At 65.6% G+C, this 21,881-nt stretch carries 29 protein-coding genes; 15 read left to right on the top strand and 14 right to left on the bottom strand.

Going from position 1 to position 21,881, the window contains the following annotated elements:
* The first annotated feature begins 6 nt into the window (after positions 1-6).
* On the top strand, positions 7-243 hold the full coding sequence (locus GK109_RS10390; protein ID WP_139030984.1) for a hypothetical protein: 237 nt from the start codon (positions 7-9) through the stop codon (positions 241-243).
* 76 nt (positions 244-319) lie between these two features.
* Here the strand turns inward: GK109_RS10390 and GK109_RS10385 are convergent, their stop codons facing one another.
* The 3 genes from GK109_RS10385 to GK109_RS10375 form a co-directional block, all read right to left on the bottom strand.
* Positions 320-655 (bottom strand): MoaD/ThiS family protein, encoded by a 336-nt coding sequence (locus GK109_RS10385; RefSeq protein WP_157240237.1) that lies wholly within the window; start codon positions 653-655, stop codon positions 320-322.
* Positions 615-1,721, bottom strand: a complete 1,107-nt coding sequence (locus GK109_RS10380) for an exo-alpha-sialidase (RefSeq protein ID WP_157240235.1) — start codon at positions 1,719-1,721, stop codon at positions 615-617. The genes GK109_RS10385 and GK109_RS10380 overlap by 41 nt, the downstream gene beginning before the upstream one ends.
* Positions 1,722-1,783: 62 nt before the next feature.
* Positions 1,784-1,984 carry a hypothetical protein gene (locus GK109_RS10375; RefSeq protein ID WP_157240233.1) on the bottom strand — a complete coding sequence of 67 codons (201 nt, stop codon included), beginning with the start codon at positions 1,982-1,984 and terminating at the stop codon, positions 1,784-1,786.
* A 295-nt stretch (positions 1,985-2,279) separates the two neighbouring features.
* Here GK109_RS10375 and GK109_RS10370 point away from each other — a divergent pair, with 295 nt between their 5' ends.
* The 6 genes from GK109_RS10370 to GK109_RS10345 all read left to right on the top strand — a co-directional run bounded on the left by GK109_RS10370 (position 2,280) and on the right by GK109_RS10345 (position 7,680).
* Complete coding sequence (locus GK109_RS10370; RefSeq protein WP_157240231.1) at positions 2,280-2,957, top strand: hypothetical protein; 678 nt, start codon at positions 2,280-2,282, stop codon at positions 2,955-2,957.
* Between the two features lie 103 nt (positions 2,958-3,060).
* Positions 3,061-3,801 (top strand): class F sortase, encoded by a 741-nt coding sequence (locus GK109_RS10365; protein WP_157240229.1) that lies wholly within the window; start codon positions 3,061-3,063, stop codon positions 3,799-3,801.
* Between the two features lie 55 nt (positions 3,802-3,856).
* Positions 3,857-4,375: a universal stress protein gene (locus GK109_RS10360; RefSeq protein WP_157240228.1), complete on the top strand. Its 519-nt coding sequence runs from the start codon at positions 3,857-3,859 to the stop codon at positions 4,373-4,375.
* A gap of 287 nt (positions 4,376-4,662) precedes the next feature.
* Positions 4,663-5,010, top strand: coding sequence for a metal-sensitive transcriptional regulator (locus GK109_RS10355; protein ID WP_157240226.1), 348 nt, complete (start codon positions 4,663-4,665; stop codon positions 5,008-5,010).
* Between the two features lie 58 nt (positions 5,011-5,068).
* The gene (locus GK109_RS10350) at positions 5,069-5,308 is read left to right on the top strand and encodes a heavy-metal-associated domain-containing protein (RefSeq protein ID WP_157240224.1); all 240 of its coding nucleotides are present in this window, start codon (positions 5,069-5,071) and stop codon (positions 5,306-5,308) included.
* Between the two features lie 26 nt (positions 5,309-5,334).
* The gene (locus tag GK109_RS10345; protein ID WP_157240223.1) at positions 5,335-7,680 is read left to right on the top strand and encodes a cation-translocating P-type ATPase; all 2,346 of its coding nucleotides are present in this window, start codon (positions 5,335-5,337) and stop codon (positions 7,678-7,680) included.
* Between the two features lie 9 nt (positions 7,681-7,689).
* On the opposite strand, the gene GK109_RS10340 is transcribed toward GK109_RS10345, so the two are convergent.
* Entirely contained in the window at positions 7,690-7,962 is a 273-nt protein-coding gene (locus GK109_RS10340) for a DUF2277 domain-containing protein (protein WP_157240222.1), read from the bottom strand.
* 213 nt (positions 7,963-8,175) lie between these two features.
* On the opposite strand from GK109_RS10340, the gene GK109_RS10335 reads away from it, so the two are divergent.
* Positions 8,176-8,439 carry a WXG100 family type VII secretion target gene (locus GK109_RS10335; protein WP_157240220.1) on the top strand — a complete coding sequence of 88 codons (264 nt, stop codon included), beginning with the start codon at positions 8,176-8,178 and terminating at the stop codon, positions 8,437-8,439.
* Between the two features lie 60 nt (positions 8,440-8,499).
* On the opposite strand, the gene GK109_RS10330 is transcribed toward GK109_RS10335, so the two are convergent.
* Complete coding sequence (locus GK109_RS10330; RefSeq protein WP_157240218.1) at positions 8,500-9,543, bottom strand: DMT family transporter; 1,044 nt, start codon at positions 9,541-9,543, stop codon at positions 8,500-8,502.
* A 72-nt stretch (positions 9,544-9,615) separates the two neighbouring features.
* Between GK109_RS10330 and GK109_RS10325 the strand changes: the two genes are divergently transcribed.
* On the top strand, positions 9,616-10,161 hold the full coding sequence (locus GK109_RS10325; protein ID WP_157240216.1) for an ABATE domain-containing protein: 546 nt from the start codon (positions 9,616-9,618) through the stop codon (positions 10,159-10,161).
* Here GK109_RS10325 and GK109_RS10320 read toward each other — a convergent pair.
* The 3 genes from GK109_RS10320 to GK109_RS10310 all read right to left on the bottom strand — a co-directional run bounded on the left by GK109_RS10320 (position 10,158) and on the right by GK109_RS10310 (position 12,632).
* Positions 10,158-10,526, bottom strand: coding sequence for a hypothetical protein (locus GK109_RS10320; protein ID WP_321214805.1), 369 nt, complete (start codon positions 10,524-10,526; stop codon positions 10,158-10,160). The genes GK109_RS10325 and GK109_RS10320 overlap by 4 nt on opposite strands.
* Before the next feature lie 103 nt (positions 10,527-10,629).
* Positions 10,630-11,220: a hypothetical protein gene (locus tag GK109_RS10315; protein ID WP_321214806.1), complete on the bottom strand. Its 591-nt coding sequence runs from the start codon at positions 11,218-11,220 to the stop codon at positions 10,630-10,632.
* A gap of 59 nt (positions 11,221-11,279) precedes the next feature.
* Complete coding sequence (locus GK109_RS10310; protein WP_370460524.1) at positions 11,280-12,632, bottom strand: MATE family efflux transporter; 1,353 nt, start codon at positions 12,630-12,632, stop codon at positions 11,280-11,282.
* Positions 12,633-12,739: 107 nt separating this feature from the next.
* On the opposite strand from GK109_RS10310, the gene GK109_RS10305 reads away from it, so the two are divergent.
* Positions 12,740-13,174, top strand: a complete 435-nt coding sequence (locus tag GK109_RS10305; RefSeq protein ID WP_157240214.1) for a DoxX family protein — start codon at positions 12,740-12,742, stop codon at positions 13,172-13,174.
* Positions 13,175-13,308: 134 nt separating this feature from the next.
* Positions 13,309-14,280: an acyl-CoA thioesterase gene (locus GK109_RS10300; protein ID WP_157240213.1), complete on the top strand. Its 972-nt coding sequence runs from the start codon at positions 13,309-13,311 to the stop codon at positions 14,278-14,280.
* Between the two features lie 27 nt (positions 14,281-14,307).
* Here the strand turns inward: GK109_RS10300 and dnaB are convergent, their stop codons facing one another.
* On the bottom strand, positions 14,308-15,690 hold the full coding sequence (dnaB, locus tag GK109_RS10295; RefSeq protein WP_157240211.1) for a replicative DNA helicase: 1,383 nt from the start codon (positions 15,688-15,690) through the stop codon (positions 14,308-14,310).
* A 658-nt stretch (positions 15,691-16,348) separates the two neighbouring features.
* Between dnaB and GK109_RS10290 the strand changes: the two genes are divergently transcribed.
* A complete protein-coding gene (locus GK109_RS10290; RefSeq protein WP_157240209.1) occupies positions 16,349-16,624 on the top strand; it encodes a hypothetical protein in 276 nt (91 codons plus the stop codon).
* A gap of 2 nt (positions 16,625-16,626) precedes the next feature.
* Positions 16,627-17,199: a hypothetical protein gene (locus GK109_RS10285; protein WP_157242838.1), complete on the top strand. Its 573-nt coding sequence runs from the start codon at positions 16,627-16,629 to the stop codon at positions 17,197-17,199.
* A gap of 59 nt (positions 17,200-17,258) precedes the next feature.
* Here the strand turns inward: GK109_RS10285 and GK109_RS10280 are convergent, their stop codons facing one another.
* Positions 17,259-17,885, bottom strand: coding sequence for an FMN reductase (locus GK109_RS10280; protein ID WP_157240207.1), 627 nt, complete (start codon positions 17,883-17,885; stop codon positions 17,259-17,261).
* 217 nt (positions 17,886-18,102) lie between these two features.
* Here GK109_RS10280 and GK109_RS10275 point away from each other — a divergent pair, with 217 nt between their 5' ends.
* Positions 18,103-18,648 carry a hypothetical protein gene (locus GK109_RS10275; RefSeq protein ID WP_157240205.1) on the top strand — a complete coding sequence of 182 codons (546 nt, stop codon included), beginning with the start codon at positions 18,103-18,105 and terminating at the stop codon, positions 18,646-18,648.
* A gap of 98 nt (positions 18,649-18,746) precedes the next feature.
* Here GK109_RS10275 and rplI read toward each other — a convergent pair whose 3' ends face one another.
* The 4 genes from rplI to rpsF all read right to left on the bottom strand — a co-directional run bounded on the left by rplI (position 18,747) and on the right by rpsF (position 20,535).
* Positions 18,747-19,199: a 50S ribosomal protein L9 gene (gene rplI, locus GK109_RS10270; protein WP_013602898.1), complete on the bottom strand. Its 453-nt coding sequence runs from the start codon at positions 19,197-19,199 to the stop codon at positions 18,747-18,749.
* 17 nt (positions 19,200-19,216) lie between these two features.
* The gene (gene rpsR / locus GK109_RS10265; RefSeq protein WP_003800144.1) at positions 19,217-19,456 is read right to left on the bottom strand and encodes a 30S ribosomal protein S18; all 240 of its coding nucleotides are present in this window, start codon (positions 19,454-19,456) and stop codon (positions 19,217-19,219) included.
* Between the two features lie 127 nt (positions 19,457-19,583).
* Positions 19,584-20,159, bottom strand: a complete 576-nt coding sequence (locus GK109_RS10260) for a single-stranded DNA-binding protein (protein ID WP_157240203.1) — start codon at positions 20,157-20,159, stop codon at positions 19,584-19,586.
* A 70-nt stretch (positions 20,160-20,229) separates the two neighbouring features.
* Positions 20,230-20,535 carry a 30S ribosomal protein S6 gene (gene rpsF, locus GK109_RS10255; protein ID WP_013602900.1) on the bottom strand — a complete coding sequence of 102 codons (306 nt, stop codon included), beginning with the start codon at positions 20,533-20,535 and terminating at the stop codon, positions 20,230-20,232.
* A gap of 341 nt (positions 20,536-20,876) precedes the next feature.
* Between rpsF and GK109_RS10250 the strand changes: the two genes are divergently transcribed.
* The gene (locus GK109_RS10250) at positions 20,877-21,830 is read left to right on the top strand and encodes a hypothetical protein (protein ID WP_323057977.1); all 954 of its coding nucleotides are present in this window, start codon (positions 20,877-20,879) and stop codon (positions 21,828-21,830) included.
* Positions 21,831-21,881 lie beyond the last annotated feature (51 nt).

The following is a 21,881-nucleotide window of genomic DNA, read 5'->3' as shown; positions in this document are numbered from 1 at the left end:
CACGCCATGAAGCAGAAAGCGACACCACATGTGACCAGAGTCCGCGCCCTGGACCAGCTCCACCGCGGCGACGAGATCGAAGCCCGCCTTTCCGTCGGGCCCTCCTACGACGACGTGGTGATCCGCCGCGGCCGCGTCCAGGAAACGGCACCGGGCATCGGCGTCGTCTGGATCCTGGACCGGCTCACCGGCCTGCGCAAAGCCATCAATACGGACGAATGCAGTGTTTGGCGGGTGGCCTGACCCCAGCCGGATGCCGTTGCCGCGGGCGTAGCCAGTAAGGGCTGCCCGCCGCAACGGACGCCCCCTGCCCGCCCGCTCAGCCTCCGGCCACGGACTGGATGACCAGCACCTCCTGGCCCGGAGCCACCTCGGTGTCCAGGCCCTGCAGCCGCCGCACCTCGTCTCCGCCCACGTAGACATTCACGAAACGCCGCAGCGCGCCCGTCTCGTCGCGGAGCCGCCGGGCGAGCACCGCGAAGTCCGAGGTCACCGCATCCAGCAGCTTTCCCACCGTCACCGGCCCGTCGGCGGGCGCAGTCAGGACCGACTGCCCGCCGGCCAGCGGATGCAGGACACTGGGGAGCACCACAGTGATGTGCCGTGCGTTATTGTCAGCCACCGGCAACCACGGCTGCCCGGACACACAGCACATCGGGAAGGTGGGACGCCACCTCCTGGAACACCTCACCCTCGTCAGCGCTGGCGTAGACGCTTCCGCCGCGGGTCCCGAAGTAGACCCCTGCCGGCTCCGCGGTGTCCACGGACGCAGCATCACGCAGCACACTGTTGTACTCCCGTGTAGGCAGGCCATTACTGAGCCTCTTCCAGGTGCTGCCGGAATCGTCCGTGCGGTGGACTGCCAGTTCGCCGCCCGGCGGGATGCGTTCGCCGTCAGCCTTCAGGGGAACAACCCATGCGGTGCCCTCGCGGCGGGGATGGGTCAGCATCACAAAGCCGAAATCGGCGGGCAGCCCCTCCGCAATGGAGTTCCAGCTCTCCCCGTTGTCATCCGTGCGGTAGACGCCGTGGTGGTTCTGGGCGTACAGGCGCCCGTCGACGGCGGCATCCGCGGCGATCTTGTGCACGCACTGGCCGAACTCCGGGTTGGGGTCGGGCATGAAGTAGGCGGAAATGCCGCGGTTGCGCGGCTCCCAGGAGGTGCCGCCGTCGAGCGACCTGTAAACACCTCCGGTACTCATGGCCACATGGACCGTCTCCCCCGCGGGATGGACCACGATGGAGTGCGCGGCGGCGCCGCCGTACCCGGCACCCCACTCGCTGCGGTGGGGATGGTCCCAGAGACCCCGGTTCAGTTCGAAGTGTTCACCGCCATCCGTTGACTTCCACACGGAAATGGGCTCCGCCCCCGCCCAGACGACGCCGGGGCGGGACTCCGCGTCCGGGTAAATCTGCCAGATGCGCTCCAGCGCTGCGCCGGTATCCTCCGGAAACCTGACGGCGCCCTGCTCCGGCTCCGACCAGCTGGCTCCGAGGTCATCCGAGTGGGCTACGGTGGGCCCCCAGTGTTCGCTGCGGACGCCCACCATGATCCGGGTCCGGCCTTCCCTGGTGTCTATCCCGATGCTGGGGATCTCACTCATCAGGAAATGCGGGCCGGTGAAGGACCATTGGCGCCGGTCCCCGCTCGTGGCAAGCCACAAGCCCTTCTTGGTCCCGATTGCAAGGACAAAACTCTCGGTGGTTGCCATGCCCACCATGCAACCACCGCCCAAGGCAGCCCGCAACGGTTTTCTTGCTGCCGGGCCGGCACACGGGACTGCTAGTCCACGAACTCCGACTGCGTCTCAATGAAATCCCAGTCAGCCTCGGTGAGGACTGCCGCAGGATTCTCCGGATGCGGACCGCCTGCTTCCGCAATCCCCTGGAGCACCGAAAGGGGCAATTCCTCGGCACGAAGGTTTTCCCGCAGCCATTCCTTACTTGCCAGGTCCAGGTCCAGCCACCACATGAAGATTTCCATGACTCCACGCACCTTTCGTCTGCTTCAACGTTAGGCCCGGCGGCACCCGCGGACAAGATCCACCCCTGGAAGGCAGGTAGCCGGTGCGGGTCGTCCCTGCGTGGTGCGGGTACCCGCAAGTAACCGGACCCGCCGAGGGCGGGAAAAGACGAGTACCCCCTACTCAGGACTGCCCCGGGGGCGCCCGCCTAGCCTGAAAACTCAAGCAAGCTGACCGTGTTGCTGGGGCATTCGGCGCAAGCACTGTTCCTCCTCAGCATGGTCCGTTTCCGGCAAAGAACTGGGGAGAATCATCATGAAACGCACCATGGCCACACTGGGGGTGCTGGGGCTCGCGGCGTTCACCGTCGCCGCTCCGGCCACCGCCGCCGGCGACAAGACCAAAGACAAGATCACCATCTGTCACGCTGAGGGCGGCGGCTTCTACAAGGCAGTCACCATCGGCGTCAGCGCCTTGGACGGGCACGACCTCCACCTGGATGACATCGTTCCGCCAAACGACGGCATGGGCGCACGGAACTGGGACACGAAGGGAATCGCCGTTCACGCCAACGATTGCGTGGCGCCCGCAGCGCCCGTAGTGGTCACGCCGCCTGTGGTTGTGCCGCCGATCGTCGTGGAACCCCCCATCGTGGTGGAACAGCCCGTGGTCGAACAACCGGTCGTCAACCAGCCTGTGGTTGAGCCCCCTGCTGTTACGCCCGTCGTCGAGCAGCCCGCAGCCGTTCCACCGGCGGCGGCACCAGTGGCAGCCGCACCCCAGGCTGCCGTCCAGCGGCAGGCACCTGCCGCCGCCCCGGCGGCTGCCCCGGCAGCCACCAGCCTGGGAACCAACCAGGGCTACAACGCCCAGACCGCCGTCGGCGGCGCTGAGGGCACTCCGTCCTGGCTGGCTGGACTGGGTGCCCTGATGGCTGCAGGAGCGGCCGTCGCGGTCCGCCGCAGGTCGCGCACGCAGCCCCTGGGCGGCTGACGCCGGCCAAGCCGCAATTGCGGCCACCTGACAAGGAAGGCGTTCCGCCAGTGCCCGGCGGGGCGCCTTCCTTCCGGTCCCGTCTCGAGCATCGGGGAGCATTATGGAAAAGGCCCAAAGCCGGCACGTCGCTGAGACAAAACCCCGGCGGCGGGGCTGGGACCGGGGAGATCTGGCCATTCTCCTGTGCGGCGTCCTGGCTTTCCTGTCCTTTACCTTTGGCGCGCCCTTGTTCAGCCCACCGCACCCTGCCTCCGGATTCGCCGGACGTGCCGTCGAATCCGCCACTGCCGGGATTCCGGCCCCCAAGCCGGCGCCGCCCGCCGCAACCGCTGCCGCACCAGGAACTGCGCCACCTGCGGAATCCCCCGCCGCTGCCGCTCCGGAACCGCTGCTGCCCGACGCATCACAGCCCCGCCGCATCCGGTACCCGTCCGCGGGCTTCGACGTGCCCGTGCACCCCCTCGATCCGGACAGCGCCGCCGAGTCGAGCCAGACCATCGAGCCGCCCGCCACGAAAGACGGCTACTGGCTGACTCCCTTCGGCACCCCGGGCAAAGGCTCGTCCAACACCACCTATGTGATCGGCCACAGCTGGGACGGCGCGGAGGCGCCTTTCAATCACTTGAGTTCAGCCGCCGCGGTGGGCGACCGGTTCGAGGTTGACACGGCCTCAGGCACCATCACCTACCAGGTGGACAGCATCACCACCTACGTGAAGTCCAGCCTGAAGGACAGCCCCATCTGGGAGATCGTGCCCAACCGCCTGGTCCTCATCAGCTGCTACACGGAAGATCCCTGGGGGAAAAACGTCGTTGTCACCGCCTCACCTGCGGTTTCTTAGCGGCGGGAAGCCCGCCTCCCTGTGCAGGGGCCTTTCACTAGGCGGACAATGAGCTATGACGTCTGATCGATTCAACGGCACGGCCCCGCTCCTGGTGGGTGTCATGCCCAAGCAGCATCCCGAAGTCCTGCAGACTGCTGCAACCCTCGCTGCGCAGCTGGACGTCCCGCTGGTCTGCGCCTACGTGGACGAGGCCAGTTATCTCGTGGAGTGGGACCCGGCGCGCTCTGCCCACCGGCTGTCCCTCCATCCGGAGGCGGATGACCAGGAGATCCGGTCCCTGACCTTGGAACTCACAGCAGTCATCGAAGCCGCGGTGGCAAACGTGCCGGGAGGGGCAGACAGCGTGAAGTGGACACTGCGGACACTGGCCGGAGATCCCGCACGCGGCCTCTCGCAGCTTGCTGCGGAAACCAATGCGCCGATGATTATCGTGGGCACCTCGGAGCGGGGGTTCTCGCACCGCCTCGCGGAGGCCCTGAATGGATCGGTGGGCGCGTGGCTCAGCCATCATCAAAGCAGGCCTGTCCTGGTGGTTCCCTACCGGATGCCCGCCCATGAAGACCGGCCGTGATCGGCGCCATCCCGGCCCCGATCAGGCCTCCGTGGTGACTCGGATAATAAAGCGAAAGTAGTTATTCGGGGCGCTGGCGGTCCGCGCTACCAGCCAGTAAGCTGATTCAAGCAGACCGGCACCAACAGCAATTGGCGCCGGATTTGCCCAAAAGCCGCTCCGGAGTGCGTATCCCCCAATAACGCACTCCGGAGCTTTTTTGTGCCTTCTTTGGCCGTGGACACCTTCGCAAAGATACCCCCTGGGGGTACTTGATCGAATACCCCTGAGGGGTATAGCCTAATGCCATGGACAGCATCGAAGAAGCGGTTGCGCCCGGGCCCGGGACGGCGCACCTGCCGACGCACGGCTACACCGGCAATAAGGACGCATACCTTCGCAGGCTCAGGCGCATTGAGGGCCAGGTCCGCGGGATTGCGCGCATGGTGGATGAGGACAAGTACTGCATCGACATCCTCACCCAGGTATCCGCCGTCACCAAGGCCTTGCATGCGGTGAGCCTGGGCCTGATGGAGGAACACATCGGCCACTGCGTGGTGGGAGCCGCCTCCGAACCGGACCCGGCAGCACGCGCGGAAGCAATAGACGCCAAGGTCAAGGAAGCGGCAGACGCCATCGGCCGGTTGCTTCGCTGACCCGCCCATTACCCGATTACGTGCCGGCCACCGCCGGCCACCCCCAAAGGAGCAAGCCATGAGCACCACCTCCCCCGCCACCACCATCGTCAGCGTGTCCGGAATGACCTGCGGCCACTGCGTCTCCGCAGTCAGCGAAGAACTCGAAGCCCTGGCGGGCGTCGAAGAAGTGGACGTCGAACTGAACGCCGGGGGCATTTCCACGGTGACCATCACCTCGAGCAAGGAACTCTCCCCTTCCGAGATCGGCGAGGCAGTGGCGGAGGCCGGCTACCTGGTCGTCGCCAATGAAGCCTGAAGACCACCACTGACACGGGGATCCGCATGAGCAACCAGGACCTTCTCCACCAGCCCGGCACCCGGGTGGTGGAGCTCGATATTGAGGGCATGACCTGCGCCTCCTGCGTCAACCGGGTGGAGAAGAAACTCGGCAAGCTCGACGGCGTGCAGGCCACGGTGAACCTCCCCCTCGAATCAGCCCACGTGACCGTTCCGGCCGGGGTCACCGACCAACAGCTCGTAGACACGGTCAATGCGGCCGGTTACAAGGCCACGCTTCGCAAGGCTCCGGCAGCGCAAGCACCTTACCCTGCCGGCGGAGGAACCGAGGTGCTGCCCGCAACCGGGGCCGCCGTCGGCGACCACGCGGCCCATGGCGGCGCCGCGCAGCTCCGCCCCCGGCTGATCCTGGCAGCAGTCCTGACCGTCCCGGTCTTCGTTATTTCCATGGTTCCCGCGGCCCAGTTCCCGCACTGGGGATGGGTGGCCGCGCTCCTGGCGCTGCCGGTGGTGACCTGGGCGGCCTGGCCGTTCCACCGCGCGGCGGCCATCAATGCGCGGCACCTGGCGTCCACCATGGATACCCTGGTTTCCATCGGCGTGACGGCCGCGTACCTGTTCTCGGCCGGGCAGTTGCTGGTGGATCCGCGCATGACGGAACACCCGGGGATGGAAGGGATGGAGGCCGGCGGCCTCTACTTCGAGGTGGCGGCCGTTGTCACCACCTTCCTGCTCCTGGGCCGCTACCTGGAAGCCAACGCGAAGCAGAAAGCCGGCGACGCCCTGCAGGCCCTGCTGAACCTGGGCGCAAAGGATGCCACCATCCTGCGTGGCGGCACCGAACAGCGAATCCCGGCCGACCGGCTCCAGGTGGATGACATCCTGGTGGTCCGGCCCGGTGAAAAGATTGCCACCGACGGCGTGGTGGCAGACGGGATTTCGGCCGTGGACGCTTCCCTGGTGACCGGCGAATCGGTACCGGTGGAGGTAGGCCCCGGCAGCCGCGTCACGGGCGCCACCATCAACACGTCCGGCCGCCTGCTGGTGCGCGCCACCCGTGTCGGCTCTGAAACAACCCTCGCCCAAATAGCGCGCCTCGTGTCCCAGGCCCAGACCGGCAAAGCGCCCATAGCCCGCCTTGCGGACCGCATCAGCGCCGTGTTCGTTCCCGTGGTCCTGGGAATCGCCGCGCTGACGTTCGCGTTGTGGCTCCTCTTTACGGGACCCGACGTAAGCAGTGCTGACCTGCGCTCGGCCTTTACTGCCGCCGTCGCCGTCCTGGTGATCGCATGCCCGTGCGCCCTGGGGCTTGCCACCCCGGTTGGCCTGCTGACCGGAACCGGGCGCGGGGCCCAGCTGGGCATCCTCATCAAGGGGCCGCAGGTCCTGGAGGACACCCGGACGGTGGACACCATCCTGCTGGACAAAACGGGCACCGTCACCACCGGCGTCCTTGCCGTGGACGCGGTGCTGGCCTTCGAGGGCTTCGCGGGGGGTGACGTCTTGCGGCTGGCCGGCGCCGTGGAGGCGGCGTCCGAGCATCCGGTGGCCAGGGCTATCGCGGCCGCCGCCCATGGGGGCACCAAGGGGATCCACACAACGGACGACGGCGGCGCCCTCCCGGCCGTGCAGGGCTTCCGTTCCGCCCCCGGCGGGGGCGTTTCGGGAACCGTCGAGGGCAGGCTGGTTGCTGCCGGCCGCACGGGGTGGCTGCAGGAGAACGGCGTCACCATTGCGCAGGAACAGCGCTCCGCATTGTCAGCGGCGGAAGCCACGGGCGCCACCGCCATTTGGGTTGCTGTGGACGGCACTCCCGCCGGCATCATCAGCCTGCGCGACACCGTCAAGGAAGGCTCCGCGGCCGCCGTCGCGCGCTTGAAGGCGCTGGGCCTGCGCCCCATCCTCCTCACGGGTGACAATGCGGCCGTCGCCGCCCAGGTGGCCGCCGCCGTCGGCATTGACAAGGAAGACGTTTTTTCAGGGGTGCTGCCGGAGGGGAAAGTCGAGGCGGTGCGCAGGCTGCAGGCCGGCGGCGCCACCGTGGCCATGGCCGGAGACGGTGTCAATGATGCAGCGGCACTCGCACAGGCGGACCTCGGGATCGCCATGGGCTCCGGCACGGACGTGGCCATTGAGGCGGCAGACCTGACCGTGATGGGCAACGACCTGGCCCAGGTGGCACAGGCGATCGAGCTCTCGCGGAAGACCCTGGCCACCATCAAGACCAACCTGTTCTGGGCGTTCTTCTATAACGCCGTCGGCATTCCCGTGGCTGCGCTCGGCCTCCTCAACCCGATGATCGCAGGTGCCGCGATGGCCGCCAGTTCGGTGCTGGTGGTGGCCAACTCGCTGCGGCTGCGGAGCTTCGGCAGGCAGCCCGCAGGCAGGTAGTCCGGGAGTTCAGGCCGCGCCGTACCGGACGGCGGCGCGGGCCTTGGCCTTGGCCGCCTCGGTTTCGCGGTCCTTGGGAGGCGCCTGCGACACCAGCGAATCAAGGAGATGCTGCGTGATGTGGGCGATCTCGTGGACCGCCTCCTCAAAGGCTTCCTGGTTGGCCCTGGAGGGCTTGGTGCTGCCGCTGATCTTCCGCACATACTGCAGTGCAGCCGCATGGACCTCCTCGGACGTGGCGTGCGGCTCGAAGTTGTGAAGGGTTCGGATATTCCGGCACATACAGCCATGCTAGGCTCTGGAACGCCTGCGATCGACCCCTTCCGCGGGCCCGCAGGGGCGGCCGTCCATGGGGAGTCCGGCATGGGCAGGGCTGCCCATCGACACTGTTTTGCGGACCGGGGTAGGTTTTAGGCAATGGATCTTCCGGATGAGCCGGGGGGCCGCGGGGGATGCCGACCTGGTTCGGATCCACGATCTAACAAGGAGAAACCAATGGCCATGTGGGGTGCAGACGTTCAGCAGCTTCGTCAGCTGGGCAGCAAGCTTCAGGAGGGCGCGTCACAGATCGAGACGCAGAAGTCCAATCTCACCAGCTTGCTGAACAGCACCGACTGGAAGGGGCCGGACGCGGACAAGTTCCGCGAGGAGTGGTCCGGAACCCACACCACCCAGTTGACCAAGGTGGCCGAGGCTTTGAAGGAAGCCAGCACCCGCGCCAAGCGGAACGCCGATCAGCAGGATCAGGCTTCCAACTAGCAACGCGGCTGCGAAAGCTAACGCACAGAGGGCCCGGACACCAGTCCGGGCCCTCTGCTTTTAAGGGACGGGCTCGACGTCGTTCGCGTGTTCCAGCGGGGACGCCGCCCTGGGCGGCTCCTTGCCGCCCGCTCCCGCCGACGCCTGCGCAGGGCCCCGGAGTTCGTCCAGCCGGACCAGGATGACGCCGCCGACGATCAGCGCTCCGCCGACGAGCTGGATGGCGCCCGGAAGCTCACCAAGCAGCAGCCAGGCCCAGATGACGGCGAAGAGTACCTCTGTCAGCGACACGAAGGAGGCCACCTTCGATCCGAGCGCCCGGGCGGCCATGATCCCGGACACGTACGCCAGGACCGTCGCCAGGACTACGAGGCCCGCCAGCGGGACCCACCACGGGGTGGTCCAGGGGCCGAGCCTGGTATCGGCTGCGCTGAAGGCCATCGGCAGCAGGCCGGTGGCGGCGGAGAGCCACATAGCGGCCGCACCCACCAGCAGCCCGCCGGAGGCCAGGACGATGGGCGGCAGGGAGTCGTTCTCCTTGGCCGTAATGAAGAAGTACATGGCAAGGCAGACGGCGGCCGCAATTCCCCAGAGGACACCAATGACGTCGATCTTCACGGCGCCTGTGAGGTCCAGCACGAGAACCAGGCCGGCAAGGGAAAGCAGGGTACCGCCGAAAGTCAGGACACGCGGCCGCCTGCGGCTGGCAGCCCACAGCCACAGCACGATGATGACCGGAGCCAGGTATTCAAGCAGGAGCGCCACGCCCACGGAGAGCCTGGCCACAGCGTTGAAGTAGAAGAGCTGGCAGGCCGCCACGCCGATCAGCCCGAAGAGGAGGATGGTCACCCAGTTGTTCCGCAGCTGGTGCCAGCGTCCCCGCAGGGCTGGAACCGCGGGCACGGCGAGAATCACGGCGGCACCCGTGAGCCGGGCAGTGACGGCGGCTCCCGGGGACCAACCGGTCTCCAGGAGCGCCTTGGCGAAGGACCCGGAGAGGCCGAAGACGGCGGAGGAGAACAGGGCTATGCCCAGGCCGGAGGCGAGGAAGTTCAGCTTGCCTGCGGACAGGCGGCCGGGCGCGCGGTTGCTCGCAACGGACATTGAGCACCTCCTGTCAGGAGTAAAGTGGGATTATGGTCATGACAGTACGGGACGGCACTGTAAGGAGTCAAGATGGTTTTTGCCCCTGACACCGAGGTGGCGCTGCGGACGGTGGTGAATCTGGTCAATTCAGCGGCAAATGGGGCCGAAGGCCTTGCCACGCAGGCGGACCTGGACCGTTTCCTGGCGGCTGAGGGTTTCACCGGCTCCCGCACCAGGGATCAGCAGGAACTGGAAAGCGTCCGGCAGTTGCGCCGGCAGCTCGCAGAGCTTTGGACAGCGGATGAAGATGCGGCTGTCCGCACGGTGAACCGCCTCCTGCGCGAGGCGCGCGCGCTCCCCCAGCTGGTCAAGCACGACGACTGGGACTGGCACCTGCATGCCACCACCCCGGACGCCCCGCTGGTGGACCGGATGAGCACGGAGGCCGCGATGGCGCTGGCGGATGTCATCCGCGGCAAGGAGATGGACCGAATGCGCACCTGCGACGCAGAGGATTGCGACGCGGCGGTGCTGGACCTGAGCCGGAACCGGTCGAAGCGCTACTGCGACACCGGCAATTGCGCCAACCGCGCACACGTCGCCGCCTACCGTGCCCGGCAGGCGGCCTCGGGCTAGTGGCCGCCCGGCGTGTCCGGGTGATCAGGGCTGTCGGCGGAGGCGGGTGGCTCCTGGGGGCCCGGGGCGCCAAAGCCGTGGGAGGGTTTCCGGGCCGAACTGAGGTTCACGCCGGACCCTTTACCCAGATGCTCGGCATTTTCCTTGTAGCTCATGGAGAGCATTGCGGCGACCACCAGGGTGACAATGAAGGCGATGCCGGCCGCGGTGAAGGCCAGGTCGAAGCGGGGAGTCCGCGCACTGCCACCCGAAGCAAAGACGACAACGGCAAGGAAGGCGACCACAGCCCAGAACGCGGAGAACATCAGGGGCCCCTTCACCGAGGTCCGCAGCCTGCGCGGTTTTCCTGGATGCTGGTCTGCCACGGTGATTCCTCCCTGCAGGCGGCACGCCGGCCGGCCTGGATCAAGTATTGCGGTGGTTTGCCCGGCCAATTTTCTACAAGGAGTAGAACCGCGCTTTCCTAGTTTACGGCTTTCCGGCGGCGTGGCCGGCATCGTGCCGAAGCGTCAGGCCCGAAAGTACCCACAGCACGCCGGAAATAATTGCTCCTCCGCCAGCCACCCCCAGCAAAGCGTGGGCACCCAGGCCGATGAAGAACGGCAGCAGGGCTGCGGTTCCAAGGCCTATGGCTCCGGAGGTGATCCAGTCCCGGGAGAGCACGTGGCGGCCGCGCAACATCAACCCGCAGAGCAGTTCAAGCGCTCCCGCCACACCAAGGCCCGTTGCGGCCACCACGCCAAACAGCAGGTCCCCGTGCAGCAGGACCAGGGAAAGTCCCGCGCCGGCCAGCACTGCGCCTGCCGCCGAGAGCATCTTGCCCGGAGCGCCATCCCGCTGGAAGCCTGCAGCCTGGATACCCCGGAGGAGGAGCGCGCCGGTGGCCAGGAGATACAGCCCGCCGGCCCAGCCCATGACCTCCACGGAGGGCGCGGCCCAGAAGATGGTGACTGCGCCGAACACCAGCGCTGCCGCCGAGCGCAGCAGGACCGGCTGCCAGAGGTCTGGCCGGGGGGCGGTTCCGGGGGCGGTGCCTGCGGGTGTCCTTGGTTGCGTCACCGGTCCAGTTTAGTGGCGGCGGTGCGCTGGCAGAACTTCGGCGCCTGTTCCCGCTGCCCCTACCCCGAACCGAGCACCATCCAACGGTCGGACCGGGCACGCAGGCCCAGGGTCAGGGCGCGCGCAGCCATGTAGCCGAGGGCAAAGGCGGCCCACAGCCAGCCAAGGCCTGCGGCACCCGATAGGCCGGGCAGCGCCACGGCAATCAACAGCGGCACATAGACGGCAAGATTCAGGACCCCGGCCAAGGCAAGGTACTTTGCGTCCCCGGCGCCGATCAGCACCCCGTCCAGCACAAACACATAGCCGGCTATGGGCTGGCCCGCCGCGACGACCCAGAGGGCAGTGGCCAGAACCGACTGCACCTCGGGATCGGACGTGAAAAGGGCACCCGCCCAGGGGGCCGCCAGTGCCAGGAGCACGCCCGTCGCCACGCCAAAGCCCAGGCCCCAGCGGATCATGGTGCTGGTCAGGAGGCGCGCCTTGGCGGCATTCGATGCGCCCAGCTCCTTGCCGATCAGGGCCTGGGCGGCGATCGCCAGGGCATCCAGGGCGAAGGCCAGGAAGGAAAAAATCGTCATTGCCAGCTGGTGGGCTGCCAGGTTGACCGCCCCTTGCGCGGTGACCACCAGCACTGTGGCCAGGATCGCGATCCGGAGGCTCAGTGTGCGCAGCATGAGCCAGGACCCCACCCGCGTCATACTGCGGATCCCCCGCCAGCTTGGCAGCAGGCTCACCCCGCTGCTCACTGCGTTCCCCCTGACGATGACCAGGTAAACGCCCGCCATCGCCCACTGGGCCACGCTGGTTCCCACCGCGGAGCCGGTCACCGACAAGCCCAGCCCGTAGACCAGCCACAGGTTCAGGACGATGTTGAGGCCAAAGCCCGCCGTGGCCACCACCAGCGGGGTCCGGGTGTCCTGAAGGCCGCGGAGGAGGCCTGTGCCGGCGAAAATCAGGAGCATGGCCACCAGCCCGGGCATGGACCAGCGGAGGTAATCGACGGCGAATCCCCGCACCTCGCCTTCCGCCCCCAGAAGGCCGATCAGCGGGTCCGCGGCCAGGAACCCGGCCACGGCCAGGACGAGGCCCAGCAGCAGTGCCAGCCAGACGCCGTCGCGGCCGGCTGCCAAGGCCTTGCCCGGCTGGCCGTCGCCGATGGCGCGGGCCACGGCAGGGGTAGTGGAGTAGGCCAGGAAGACCATCAGGCCGACGGCGGTGTGCAGCACCGCCGAGGCGAGTCCGACGCCGGCCAGCTGGGCCACGCCCAGGTGGCCCACAATCGCCGAGTCGGCGAGCAGGAACAGCGGCTCGGCCACAAGCGCACCAAAAGCGGGGACGGCAAGCCGGAGGATCTCCCGGCGCTGCCCCCTGGATGGCGCAGCAGTGGTGGGGGCAGGTAAGCGGGGCACGATGCCAGCCTAATCCGCCGGCCGCGATCGGGCCTGTGCGCATGACAAGGAACACATTGTGACGATTTAGTTGACACTTCAACCATCGGGCCGGAAGACTGGAATGCATGAACCAGTCACGACTTACCACCACCGCCATTACTGCCCTCCGCATCATCCTGGGCTTCCTCTTCGCCGCCCACGGCTGGCAGAAGTTCAACGAATGGACCATCGCCGGCACCCAGGCGTCGTTCGCCAAGATGGGCGTTCCGGCAGCGGAAATCGCAGCCCCCGCAATCGCCGTCCTGGAGTTCGCCGGCGGCATTGCCCTGATCCTGGGCATCCTCACCCGCGTGGTTGCAGCCCTCCTGGTCCTGGACATGCTGGGGGCCCTGGTCCTGGTCCACGCCTCCGCCGGAGTTTTTGCCGCCAACGGCGGGTACGAACTGGTGCTGCTCCTCGCGGCCGCAGCCTTCGCCCTGGCCCTCACCGGCGCCGGACGCCTCTCAGTGGACCGGGCCCTCTTTGGCCGCAGCAACTCCAAGTTGTCTGTCCTCGCCTAAGCCGAACCTCCGGCCATGGCCGGGAACCGCTCGACGGCGGGTGCCCACTCCGGTGCGCACCCGCCGTCGGCCTTTTCATCACCCGAAACAGGCCTGACTGCTGGGTAACCCAATGGCGTCAGTATGATCGCACCATGACCGACACCCCTGCCTCCAACTCCGTGACCCTCCGCTTCCTCGCCGCCCCGATGGACGTGGGACACAGCGGCTCGGTGGATGCCGGGACAGTCCTGGAGTGGGTGGACAAGGCCGCGTATGCCGCGGCGGTGGGGTGGACGAAGTCCTACTGCGTGACTGCCTATGTGGGAAACATCCATTTCGCCGATCCGGTCAACAGCGGGGACATGGTGGAGGTGGAAGCCACCATCGTCTACACCGGGCGGTCCTCAATGCACATCCGCACCGTGGTTTCCTCCGGGGATCCCAAGGGCGGTCCGGCCACTATGCGAAGCCAGTGCATGGTGATTTTCGTGGCCGTCGGGGAAGACGGGAAACCCATCCCGGTGCAGCAGTACGAACCCGTCACCCCGGCGGAAATCGAGCAGCGGGACCACGCCCTGGCCCGGATCAAGGTGCGGGAACAGATTGTCGAAGCCATGAACCGCCAGGAATATACTGACGCGGGCACGGCCGAACGGGTGACGCTCCGCTTCATGGCTGCGCCCACGGACGTGAACTGGGGCGGAAAAGTGCACGGCGGGATCGTCATGAAGTGGATCGACGAAGCAGCCTACGTCTGCGCCTCCCGGTACTGCGGCATGAACACAGTGGCCGTATTCTCCGGCGGCGTCCGGTTCTACCGCCCGTTGCTGATTGGCCACGTTGTGGAGGTGGAAGCCCGCCTGGTGTACACGGGGACGAAGGGCATGCACATCGCAGTCCACGTCCGCTCCGGCGATCCCAGGAGCCGCGACATGAACCTCACCACCTATTGCCTGACGGTGATGGTGGCGCGCGACGCCGAAGGCAACTCGGTGCCTATCCCTGCCTGGATGCCGGTCAGCGAGGAGGACAAGCGGCTGCACGCCCACGCCCGGGAGCTACTCGAGATCCGGGGCACCGCCCCGGGCAACCGCCTGCCGAACCACCTGCTGGCGCAGGGCTAAGCGCCCCCACCCGCCGGCGCGTGGCTCCTAGAAGCCCCCGCCGCCGGAGTCGGCCGCCATGTTGGCAAACCGGGAGTAATGGCCCTGGAAGGCCACCACGATGTCCTTCGTGGGACCGTTACGGTGCTTCGCAACCAGGATGTCGGCTTCGCCGGCGCGCGGCGACTCCTTGTCATAGACATCTTCGCGGTGGAGCAGGATCACCATGTCCGCGTCCTGCTCGATGGATCCGGATTCACGGAGGTCCGAAACCATGGGCCGCTTGTCCTGGCGCTGCTCAGAGCCACGGTTCAGCTGGGACAGTGCGATGACCGGGACCTGCAGTTCCTTGGCCAGGAGCTTCAGCGCGCGCGAAAACTCGGATACTTCCTGCTGGCGGGACTCCACCTTCTTGCCGGAGCTCATGAGCTGCAGGTAGTCGAGGATCACCAGCTTGAGGTCATGCTGCTGCTTCAGGCGCCGGCATTTTGCCCGGATCTCCATCAGGGACATGTTGGGGCTGTCGTCAATGAACAGCGGGGCGTCGTTCATCCGGCCCATGGTGGTGGCGATCTTGGACCATTGCTCGTCCTTGATGGTTCCCTTGCGGAGATCCTGCAGACCGATGGTTGCCTCCGCGGAGAGGAGGCGCATGGCGATTTCGTTCCGGCCCATTTCGAGGGAGAACATCACCGTGGAGAGGTTGTTCTTGATGGCAGCGGAGCGGGCAAAATCCAGTGCGAAGGTGGACTTACCCACTGCCGGGCGGGCGGCGATGACGATCATCTGGCCCGGGTGCAGTCCGTGGGTGAGCTCATCCAGCTCGTAGAACCCCGTGGGGACGCCGGTCATTCCCTCGCCGCGGTGCCCGGAGGCCTCGATCTCGTCCACTGTGGACTCCATGACGTCCTTGAGGACAACGTAATCCTCGGCAGTGCGACGCTCGGCCACGGCGTAGACCTCGGCCTGGGCCTGGTTGACCAGGTCCTCCACCTCACCGTCCGAGCCGTAGCCCAGCTGGACGATCTTGGTTCCGGCATTGACCAGGCGCCGGAGGACGGCGCGCTCAGCAACGATTTCGGCGTAGTAGCCGGCGTTGGCCGCCGTGGGGACGGTCTGGATCAACTCATGCAGGTAGGCGGGGCCGCCGATCCGGTTGATCTCGGCACGCTTGGTCAGTTCGTCCGAGACGGTAACAGCGTCCGCCGGTTCGCCGCGGCCGTAGAGGTCGATAATGGCTTCGTAGATGGTTTCGTGGGCGGGGCGGTAAAAGTCCTGTCCCCGGAGAATTTCCACCACGTCGGCAATGGCATCCTTGGACAGCATCATGCCGCCCAGGACGGATTGCTCGGCAGGGATGTCCTGCGGTGGCTTTCGGCTCGCGTCTGATCCGCGGGTTGTTTCGACCGGGTCAAGATGCGCGATTGACAAAATTGCCGTCCTCCATGTGAGCCGGGACCTGAGGTCCCGGCGGTGATCCATCCTGGTGTGGCGTTGCCCGAAGACCGCGCACCGCTACCTGTTCAGGTCTACCAGCAGGGTGTGACAACGCGGGGCCACGCCCTCCGGAGACGGCATGGCGCGAGTTATCCCCACTATCCACAGGTTTTCCACAGCGGGCGATTTCTTCCGAATCCGGCGGCTCCACAAGCTGCCTTCAGCAGCTAAAGCGGAACCAGCAGGACCCTGAAGAACAGGTACCCCGCTACGCTAGCCCCCTCCGGTCCAGCTGCAAAGCCAGCGGTGCCCGGGCCCTGTGGACAACCTGTGCACTAAGGGACATAGCTTGTGCACAGCCTGTGGGAAAGGTTGTGGACAGCAAAAAACTTTACCGGGTGATATGCGCTTGACCTGCGGAAACATTAGCACCAGCATGTGGAGTAAATATTTCTTCCCGGGAATTTCATCCACAGCCCATATGGCCGCCAGTGGCCATAGGTCGCCGCGCGGCGGGCAGTGACCCAGTTCATCTGCGAACCCGTGGCCTTCGTCATATGCCGCTGCGGATGTCTGGCGTCGGGCAGGCCGCCCCATATGCACAACAGTGAATATTGCTGTGGATAAACAGGAACTGGCATAAGCTCTATGTATGGGCGAACTACTGCTGGTTCTGCTGCCGGCGATCGTCTTGGCGGCGCTTATTTGGGGGCTTGCCACGGCCCTCAGCCCACGCGATTCAGGCGTCTCCGACGCCGAGAAGTACCAGCGGGACCTCGCCGAACGTTCAGCCCGGCACTATGCGGCGCAGGTCCAGGCGGCCACCGCCGCGCGGGCCCGCCTTGAGGCCATTACACGGCCAAGCCAGAACGCACAGGCGATGCACTCAGATCTGGCTGCCACCAGGAAGTACACAGAACGGCAATGAAAATGGAATCGCTCGTGATCCCTGTCCTTATCCTCCTGGCCGTGGCTGCCGGAGTCTCCCTGGCTGCCCGCGCCATCAGCAGGCGAAAGGCTTCCGCCGGTGCGGCATCCACGTCGCCGCCCGTCAGTTCCGCCGAGCTCGCCCGCCAGGCGGCCACGAAACTCTCCGAGGACCAGCACCGGCGGCTATATGCCCTGATTGCCCAGGGCCAGGCCATGGCCGCCATCAAGCTCTACTACGAGGTCACCGGGGATGGGCTGCGCGCGTCACGCGATGCCGTCGGTGCACTGGCCGCCCACCCCCAGCCCTACCGGGGCCCCGAGGCAGTGCCGCCGGCCACTGAGGACGACGAGGACGATGAGCCGCAGCGGTTCCCTTACCGCTACCGGGCCATTGCGAGTAAAGGCGACGTAACCCGCGAGGTCAGCAGCAATATGCTCAACGACGAGATCTACGGCCGGATCCGCACCCTGGCCCGCAATGGGGACACCGAGGCGGCTGCCACCGCCCTTACCCGCCATTCCGATATCTCCATGAAGCAGGCCAGGGAGTTCATCGAACTGCTGGACGACTAAGCCCGGCTGGACTCGTGAAGGGGCCTACTGGAAGTTGGCTTCGCTCGCGGCGGGGAACTTCAGGCGTTTCCGGAGATGCCCGCCAGCAGCTGCTCGAATGGCAGTGACTCCATGGGAGCATGCTTCCGGCCCGGCTGGGACCCCTCCATCAGGCGGGTAAATTCGCCGGCAGCGCGGTCGATGCGGGCGGCAAGGGAGGACCCGTCGTCGTCCGCGGTTCCCCAGTCCTGCGGGCCGGCGAAGACGCCCGTGGGCGCAATCCTGGCGCGCAGGTAGCTGAAGAGCGGGCGGAGCGCGTAGTCCAGGACCATCTGGTGGCGCTCGGTGCCGCCGGTGGCGCCGAGCAGGACGGCCTTGCCGTCCAAGGACTTGGGGTCGAGGACGTCGATGAAGGATTTGAACAGGCCACTGTAGGACGCGCTGAACACAGGCGTCACGGCGATGATCCCGTCGGCGGCTTCCACCCCTGCGATGACCTCTGCGAGGCGCGGAGCAGCGTAGCCGGTGACGAAGTTGTTGGCGATGTCCACGGCAAGGTCCCGGAGTTCGACGACGTCCACGGTCACGTCATAGCCGGCCGCGCCCAACTGACGTTCAGCCGACGCTGCCAGCTGGTCGGCAAGCAGGCGGCTCGACGACGGCACGCCCAAGCCGGCGGAAAGGACTGTGATACGGCGGGTTTCCATGACGGTCTCCTGTTGCTCGGTAGTTCGTATACAAGTTACATGCATTTGCATGTTTACATCCATACAGGCAAACCGGGGAACGTGCCAGGTTATTCCCTTGTCCCGCCGGGGAGTAGAATCGCGGCAGGCTGGGTCGTCGTCGCAGCCGGTGCCTGGCGGTCCGATGCGACACCTTCTGTATGTTTGCGCAGGGTCTGCCCGATCGAAAGTCACCACCATGCTCAGTAAACTCAGCCCATTCGTCACCGCGCTCCTCCTCGGCGGCCTCGCCGTCACCGGAGCTGCCCCCGCCAACGCGGAGCTCGTGGAACGTTACAGCCTCGATTTTTCGACCAGCGGACTAAACGACGACTTCTGCGGTTCGGGGCTGCAGGTCGCATTCACCTATGACCGGACCGGTTCGGGCTCAACCATGACCCGCGGCGAGGATAGCCTGCTGTGGGTTCAGGAGAAGCTCAGGATCGTCCAGACATTCACGTACAACGGGATGACCGTGACCGACATCCAGCCGAACACGCTGGCCAAAGACCTCAAGATCGTCGACAACGGGGACGGGACTCTCAGCATCACCGTGCTGCTCACCGGAGAGAATCGGCTGATTGGAAGTGACGGCAAGATCCTCGCCAAGGGCGACGGCCAGGTCCGCAGGCTCCTCACCATCGACCAGGCGTCGGGCAACGTGATCAGCGACGAGCTGATCTTCGGTTCTACGGGTACGAACGACGACTTCTGCGAAGCAATCCTGGCTCACTGGGGCGTCTGACCCGGTTGGCCCGTCCACGGTCCAAAGACAAGAGACCCCCGCTGCCGGGATCCGGCGACGGGGGTCTTTGTACAGTCAGGACTGTTGAGTCGTTATGACTACTTGCCTGCCACTACATCGAGTTCGATGACAGCGGCAACATCCTCGTGCAGACGGACGTTGGCCTGGTACGAACCAACCGACTTGATGTGGACCGGCAGTTCAACCTTGCGCTTGTCGATGCGGCCAAGGCCAGCGGCCTCAACAGCGTCAGCGACGTCGCCCTGCTTGACGGTGCCGAACAGGCGTCCGGTTTCGCCAGCCTTGACGACGAGCTTGACCGGCTTGGACTGCAGTGCAGCAGCCTGCTTCTGAGCGTCTTCCAGGGAAGCGTGCTCGCGGGCAGCGCGGGCAGCCTTGATGGACTCAACCTGCTTTTCGCCGCCCTTCGACCAGGTCAGGGCGAAGTTGCGGGGCAGCAGGTAGTTACGGGCGTAACCGTCCTTGACCTCGACAACGTCGCCAGCAGCACCGAGTCCGGTTACTTCGTGGGTCAGAATGAGCTTTGCCATGTTAGTTAATCCCTTCCTTAGCCGCGGCCAGCGCCGGAGTAAGGCAGCAGAGCAACTTCGCGGGCGTTCTTGATTGCCTGGGCGATCTTGCGCTGTTCCTGCACCGTAACGCCAGTGACGCGACGGGCGCGGATCTTTCCGCGGTCGGAGATGAACTTGCGCAGCAATGCTACGTCCTTGTAGTCGATGACAGTGATGTCAGCGGCCTTCAAGGGGTTGGACTTTGGTTTGGGCTTACGGAGTTCAGCCTTAGCCATCGTGGAGCTCCTATTCTAGGGAGCCCGTGGATGTTGATCCACGGGATGGTGGTGGTCCTACGGCGGCAGCCGCCTTGGTGCGCGTTGGCACTGTGGCGGGCCCGGCGTCGGACCTTAATGGGGTGTGTTAGAAGGGAGGTTCGGAATCGGGGCCGTTGCCCCAGCCACCTGCACTGGACACGCCGGGCGTAGCCCAGGGATCGTCCTGCGCAGCCTGCTGGTTGCCGCCGCCCCAGCCTCCACCGGAGTTGCCGCCCTGGTTTCCACCAGAGTTGCCGCCTCCGAAGCCACCGCCGCTGTTGCCGCCGCCGAAGCCGCCCTGGCCACCCGCGCCGGAGCGCTGGGTGCGGTTGACCTTGGCATTGGCATAGCGCAGGCTGGGGCCGATTTCATCGACCTCAAGCTCGATAACGGTGCGCTTTTCGCCTTCTTTGGTTTCGTAGGAACGGCTCTTCAGGCGGCCGGTAACGATCACGCGCATGCCCTTGGTGAGGGACTCGGCGACGTTCTCGGCTGCTTCACGCCAGACAGCCGCGCGGAGGAACAGGGTTTCCCCGTCCTTCCACTCGTTGGACTGGCGGTCAAAGGTACGCGGGGTGGAAGCGATGGTGAAGTTCGCTACTGCCGAACCTGACGGTGTGAACCGCAATTCCGGGTCATTGGTGAGATTACCGATGACCGTAATGGTGGTTTCGCCTGCCATCTACTGCCTCCTTGTTCGATCCTGTGAAGAGTGCGTTCCTGCGGGTGAAGAATGAAGATCAGTGCTGAAATTACTCAGCAACAACCTTCTGCTCTTCGGGGCGGGTGATCTTGGTGCGCATGATGGTCTCGTTAAGAGACAACTGGCGGTCAAGTTCCTTGGCGGTTTCCGGCTTGGCGGTGAAGTTCACCACGGCGTAGATTCCTTCGGACTTTTTCTTGATTTCGTAAGCCAGGCGGCGTCGGCCCCAAATGTCAACCTTCTCGATGGTTCCACCATCGTTGGTGATGACGTTCAGGAACTTCTGAAGCGACGGCTCAACGGTACGCTCTTCGACCTCGGGGTCGATGATTACCATCAATTCGTAAGGACGCATATGTGAACCCACCTCCTTTGGGCTAAGCGGTTACGGCATTTCCGTAACAGGAGGTTCATTTGCGATTCCGTGCGATGCCCCGCCAGAAGGGAGGCAGGGCGCAGCACAGACTTCACCATCTTAGTGCATGTGGCCCGGATAGGCGATTTGCTCCTGACCCAAGGCTAGGCGGCCGGCAACGGCCCGGAAAGCGCTGGTGCGGCGATGTGGAAAACTCCCACGGCCGGGAAGCCCCTATCATCTGACGTATGGGTAAACATTTGGTCGCCCTTGGCGCAGCGGCAATTTTCCTGGGCGGCTGCTCGGCCCCTCCACCTCCACCTCTGCCCCCGACAGCAACGGTGACTGCGCCAGCGGACGACGCAGCAACCACCCCGGCCACAACCGACGGCGGAGGGACCACCCAGCAAGCGTCCACTGACGTTTTCGATTTCGCCGCAGCAGGGGACATCAACCCGGAAGGGAACACGTCCGCGGCGTCGCCCAGTGGCAGGAACGCCGCGTCCATTGTCGCCGGCCTGAACGACGGCACGCTGGACAACTTCATCGCTTTGGGTGACTTTCAGTACGACAAGTCAGTGTGCTCCGCGCTCGGCGCTTATGACCAGCTGTGGGGACCGGCCAAGTCCAAAACATACTGGGCGGCTGGACCGAACCACGACGTCAAGCCCGGCACGAACGATGAGCTGGACAAGTATATGAACGGTGAGTGCGTGTCCGCCACGAAAAGCGCAACCAACAGCCACCTTGGCCGATTCGTGGACGCCCTCGAATGGTACTCATTCGATAAGGGCAACTGGCATTTCCTGGTAGCCCCTACCGCCACCTGGCGGTATGACGCGACGCGCGCGCGGGCCATGACGCGTGAAATGGATGCCGACCTCAAGGCAGCCAGGGCGGCCGGCAAGCATCTGGCCGTCGTTTACCATGACCCCTACTTCACTTCTGACACATCCAGCCATGACCGCTTCGCTGAGGCCAAACCGTGGATTGATGTGTTCTGGACAAACCGGGTCCGGATACTGCTTTCGGGCAGCCAACACAATTATGAGCGAACGTGCCCCCTGAACAACGCGGACCAGTGCGTTGCGGACGGGATGCAGCAATTCCAGGTGTCCACTGGTGGAATCGGCCTCCGGGAATTCACCGGCAGCCCCTCTTATGTGCAGAAGAGGTTTAGCGACACATGGGGTCACCTAAGAATGAGCCTCAAGGCTGACGGCTCTTATACATGGGAATTCCGTGCTGTTTCCGGCGGAATGCAGACTGACAGCGGGTCACGAAGCGGGGGCTGATTCAACGCCAGGGTAGGTGGGCCGGGACCTCGCCACGTGGGTGTGCACCCC

The sequence above is a fragment of the Pseudarthrobacter sp. GA104 genome, assembly GCF_009741265.1.
GTDB lineage: Bacteria > Actinomycetota > Actinomycetes > Actinomycetales > Micrococcaceae > Arthrobacter.
Note: the sequence above shows the minus strand (reverse complement) of the source record. Positions and strands in the feature narration are given on the sequence as shown.

Excerpts from the sequence above, each read along its gene's own strand:
- GK109_RS10390 (WP_139030984.1), top strand. The coding sequence starts at position 7 with ATGAAGCAGAAAGCGACACCACATGTGACCAGAGTCCGCGCCCTGGAC.
- GK109_RS10385 (WP_157240237.1), bottom strand. The coding sequence starts at position 655 with ATGTGCTGTGTGTCCGGGCAGCCGTGGTTGCCGGTGGCTGACAATAAC.
- GK109_RS10380 (WP_157240235.1), bottom strand. The coding sequence starts at position 1,721 with ATGGTGGGCATGGCAACCACCGAGAGTTTTGTCCTTGCAATCGGGACC.
- GK109_RS10375 (WP_157240233.1), bottom strand. The coding sequence starts at position 1,984 with ATGGAAATCTTCATGTGGTGGCTGGACCTGGACCTGGCAAGTAAGGAA.
- GK109_RS10370 (WP_157240231.1), top strand. The coding sequence starts at position 2,280 with ATGAAACGCACCATGGCCACACTGGGGGTGCTGGGGCTCGCGGCGTTC.
- GK109_RS10365 (WP_157240229.1), top strand. The coding sequence starts at position 3,061 with ATGGAAAAGGCCCAAAGCCGGCACGTCGCTGAGACAAAACCCCGGCGG.
- GK109_RS10360 (WP_157240228.1), top strand. The coding sequence starts at position 3,857 with ATGACGTCTGATCGATTCAACGGCACGGCCCCGCTCCTGGTGGGTGTC.
- GK109_RS10355 (WP_157240226.1), top strand. The coding sequence starts at position 4,663 with ATGGACAGCATCGAAGAAGCGGTTGCGCCCGGGCCCGGGACGGCGCAC.
- GK109_RS10350 (WP_157240224.1), top strand. The coding sequence starts at position 5,069 with ATGAGCACCACCTCCCCCGCCACCACCATCGTCAGCGTGTCCGGAATG.
- GK109_RS10345 (WP_157240223.1), top strand. The coding sequence starts at position 5,335 with ATGAGCAACCAGGACCTTCTCCACCAGCCCGGCACCCGGGTGGTGGAG.
- GK109_RS10340 (WP_157240222.1), bottom strand. The coding sequence starts at position 7,962 with ATGTGCCGGAATATCCGAACCCTTCACAACTTCGAGCCGCACGCCACG.
- GK109_RS10335 (WP_157240220.1), top strand. The coding sequence starts at position 8,176 with ATGGCCATGTGGGGTGCAGACGTTCAGCAGCTTCGTCAGCTGGGCAGC.
- GK109_RS10330 (WP_157240218.1), bottom strand. The coding sequence starts at position 9,543 with ATGTCCGTTGCGAGCAACCGCGCGCCCGGCCGCCTGTCCGCAGGCAAG.
- GK109_RS10325 (WP_157240216.1), top strand. The coding sequence starts at position 9,616 with ATGGTTTTTGCCCCTGACACCGAGGTGGCGCTGCGGACGGTGGTGAAT.
- GK109_RS10305 (WP_157240214.1), top strand. The coding sequence starts at position 12,740 with ATGAACCAGTCACGACTTACCACCACCGCCATTACTGCCCTCCGCATC.
- GK109_RS10300 (WP_157240213.1), top strand. The coding sequence starts at position 13,309 with ATGACCGACACCCCTGCCTCCAACTCCGTGACCCTCCGCTTCCTCGCC.
- GK109_RS10290 (WP_157240209.1), top strand. The coding sequence starts at position 16,349 with ATGGGCGAACTACTGCTGGTTCTGCTGCCGGCGATCGTCTTGGCGGCG.
- GK109_RS10285 (WP_157242838.1), top strand. The coding sequence starts at position 16,627 with ATGGAATCGCTCGTGATCCCTGTCCTTATCCTCCTGGCCGTGGCTGCC.
- GK109_RS10280 (WP_157240207.1), bottom strand. The coding sequence starts at position 17,885 with ATGGAAACCCGCCGTATCACAGTCCTTTCCGCCGGCTTGGGCGTGCCG.
- GK109_RS10275 (WP_157240205.1), top strand. The coding sequence starts at position 18,103 with ATGCTCAGTAAACTCAGCCCATTCGTCACCGCGCTCCTCCTCGGCGGC.
- rplI (WP_013602898.1), bottom strand. The coding sequence starts at position 19,199 with ATGGCAAAGCTCATTCTGACCCACGAAGTAACCGGACTCGGTGCTGCT.
- rpsR (WP_003800144.1), bottom strand. The coding sequence starts at position 19,456 with ATGGCTAAGGCTGAACTCCGTAAGCCCAAACCAAAGTCCAACCCCTTG.
- GK109_RS10260 (WP_157240203.1), bottom strand. The coding sequence starts at position 20,159 with ATGGCAGGCGAAACCACCATTACGGTCATCGGTAATCTCACCAATGAC.
- rpsF (WP_013602900.1), bottom strand. The coding sequence starts at position 20,535 with ATGCGTCCTTACGAATTGATGGTAATCATCGACCCCGAGGTCGAAGAG.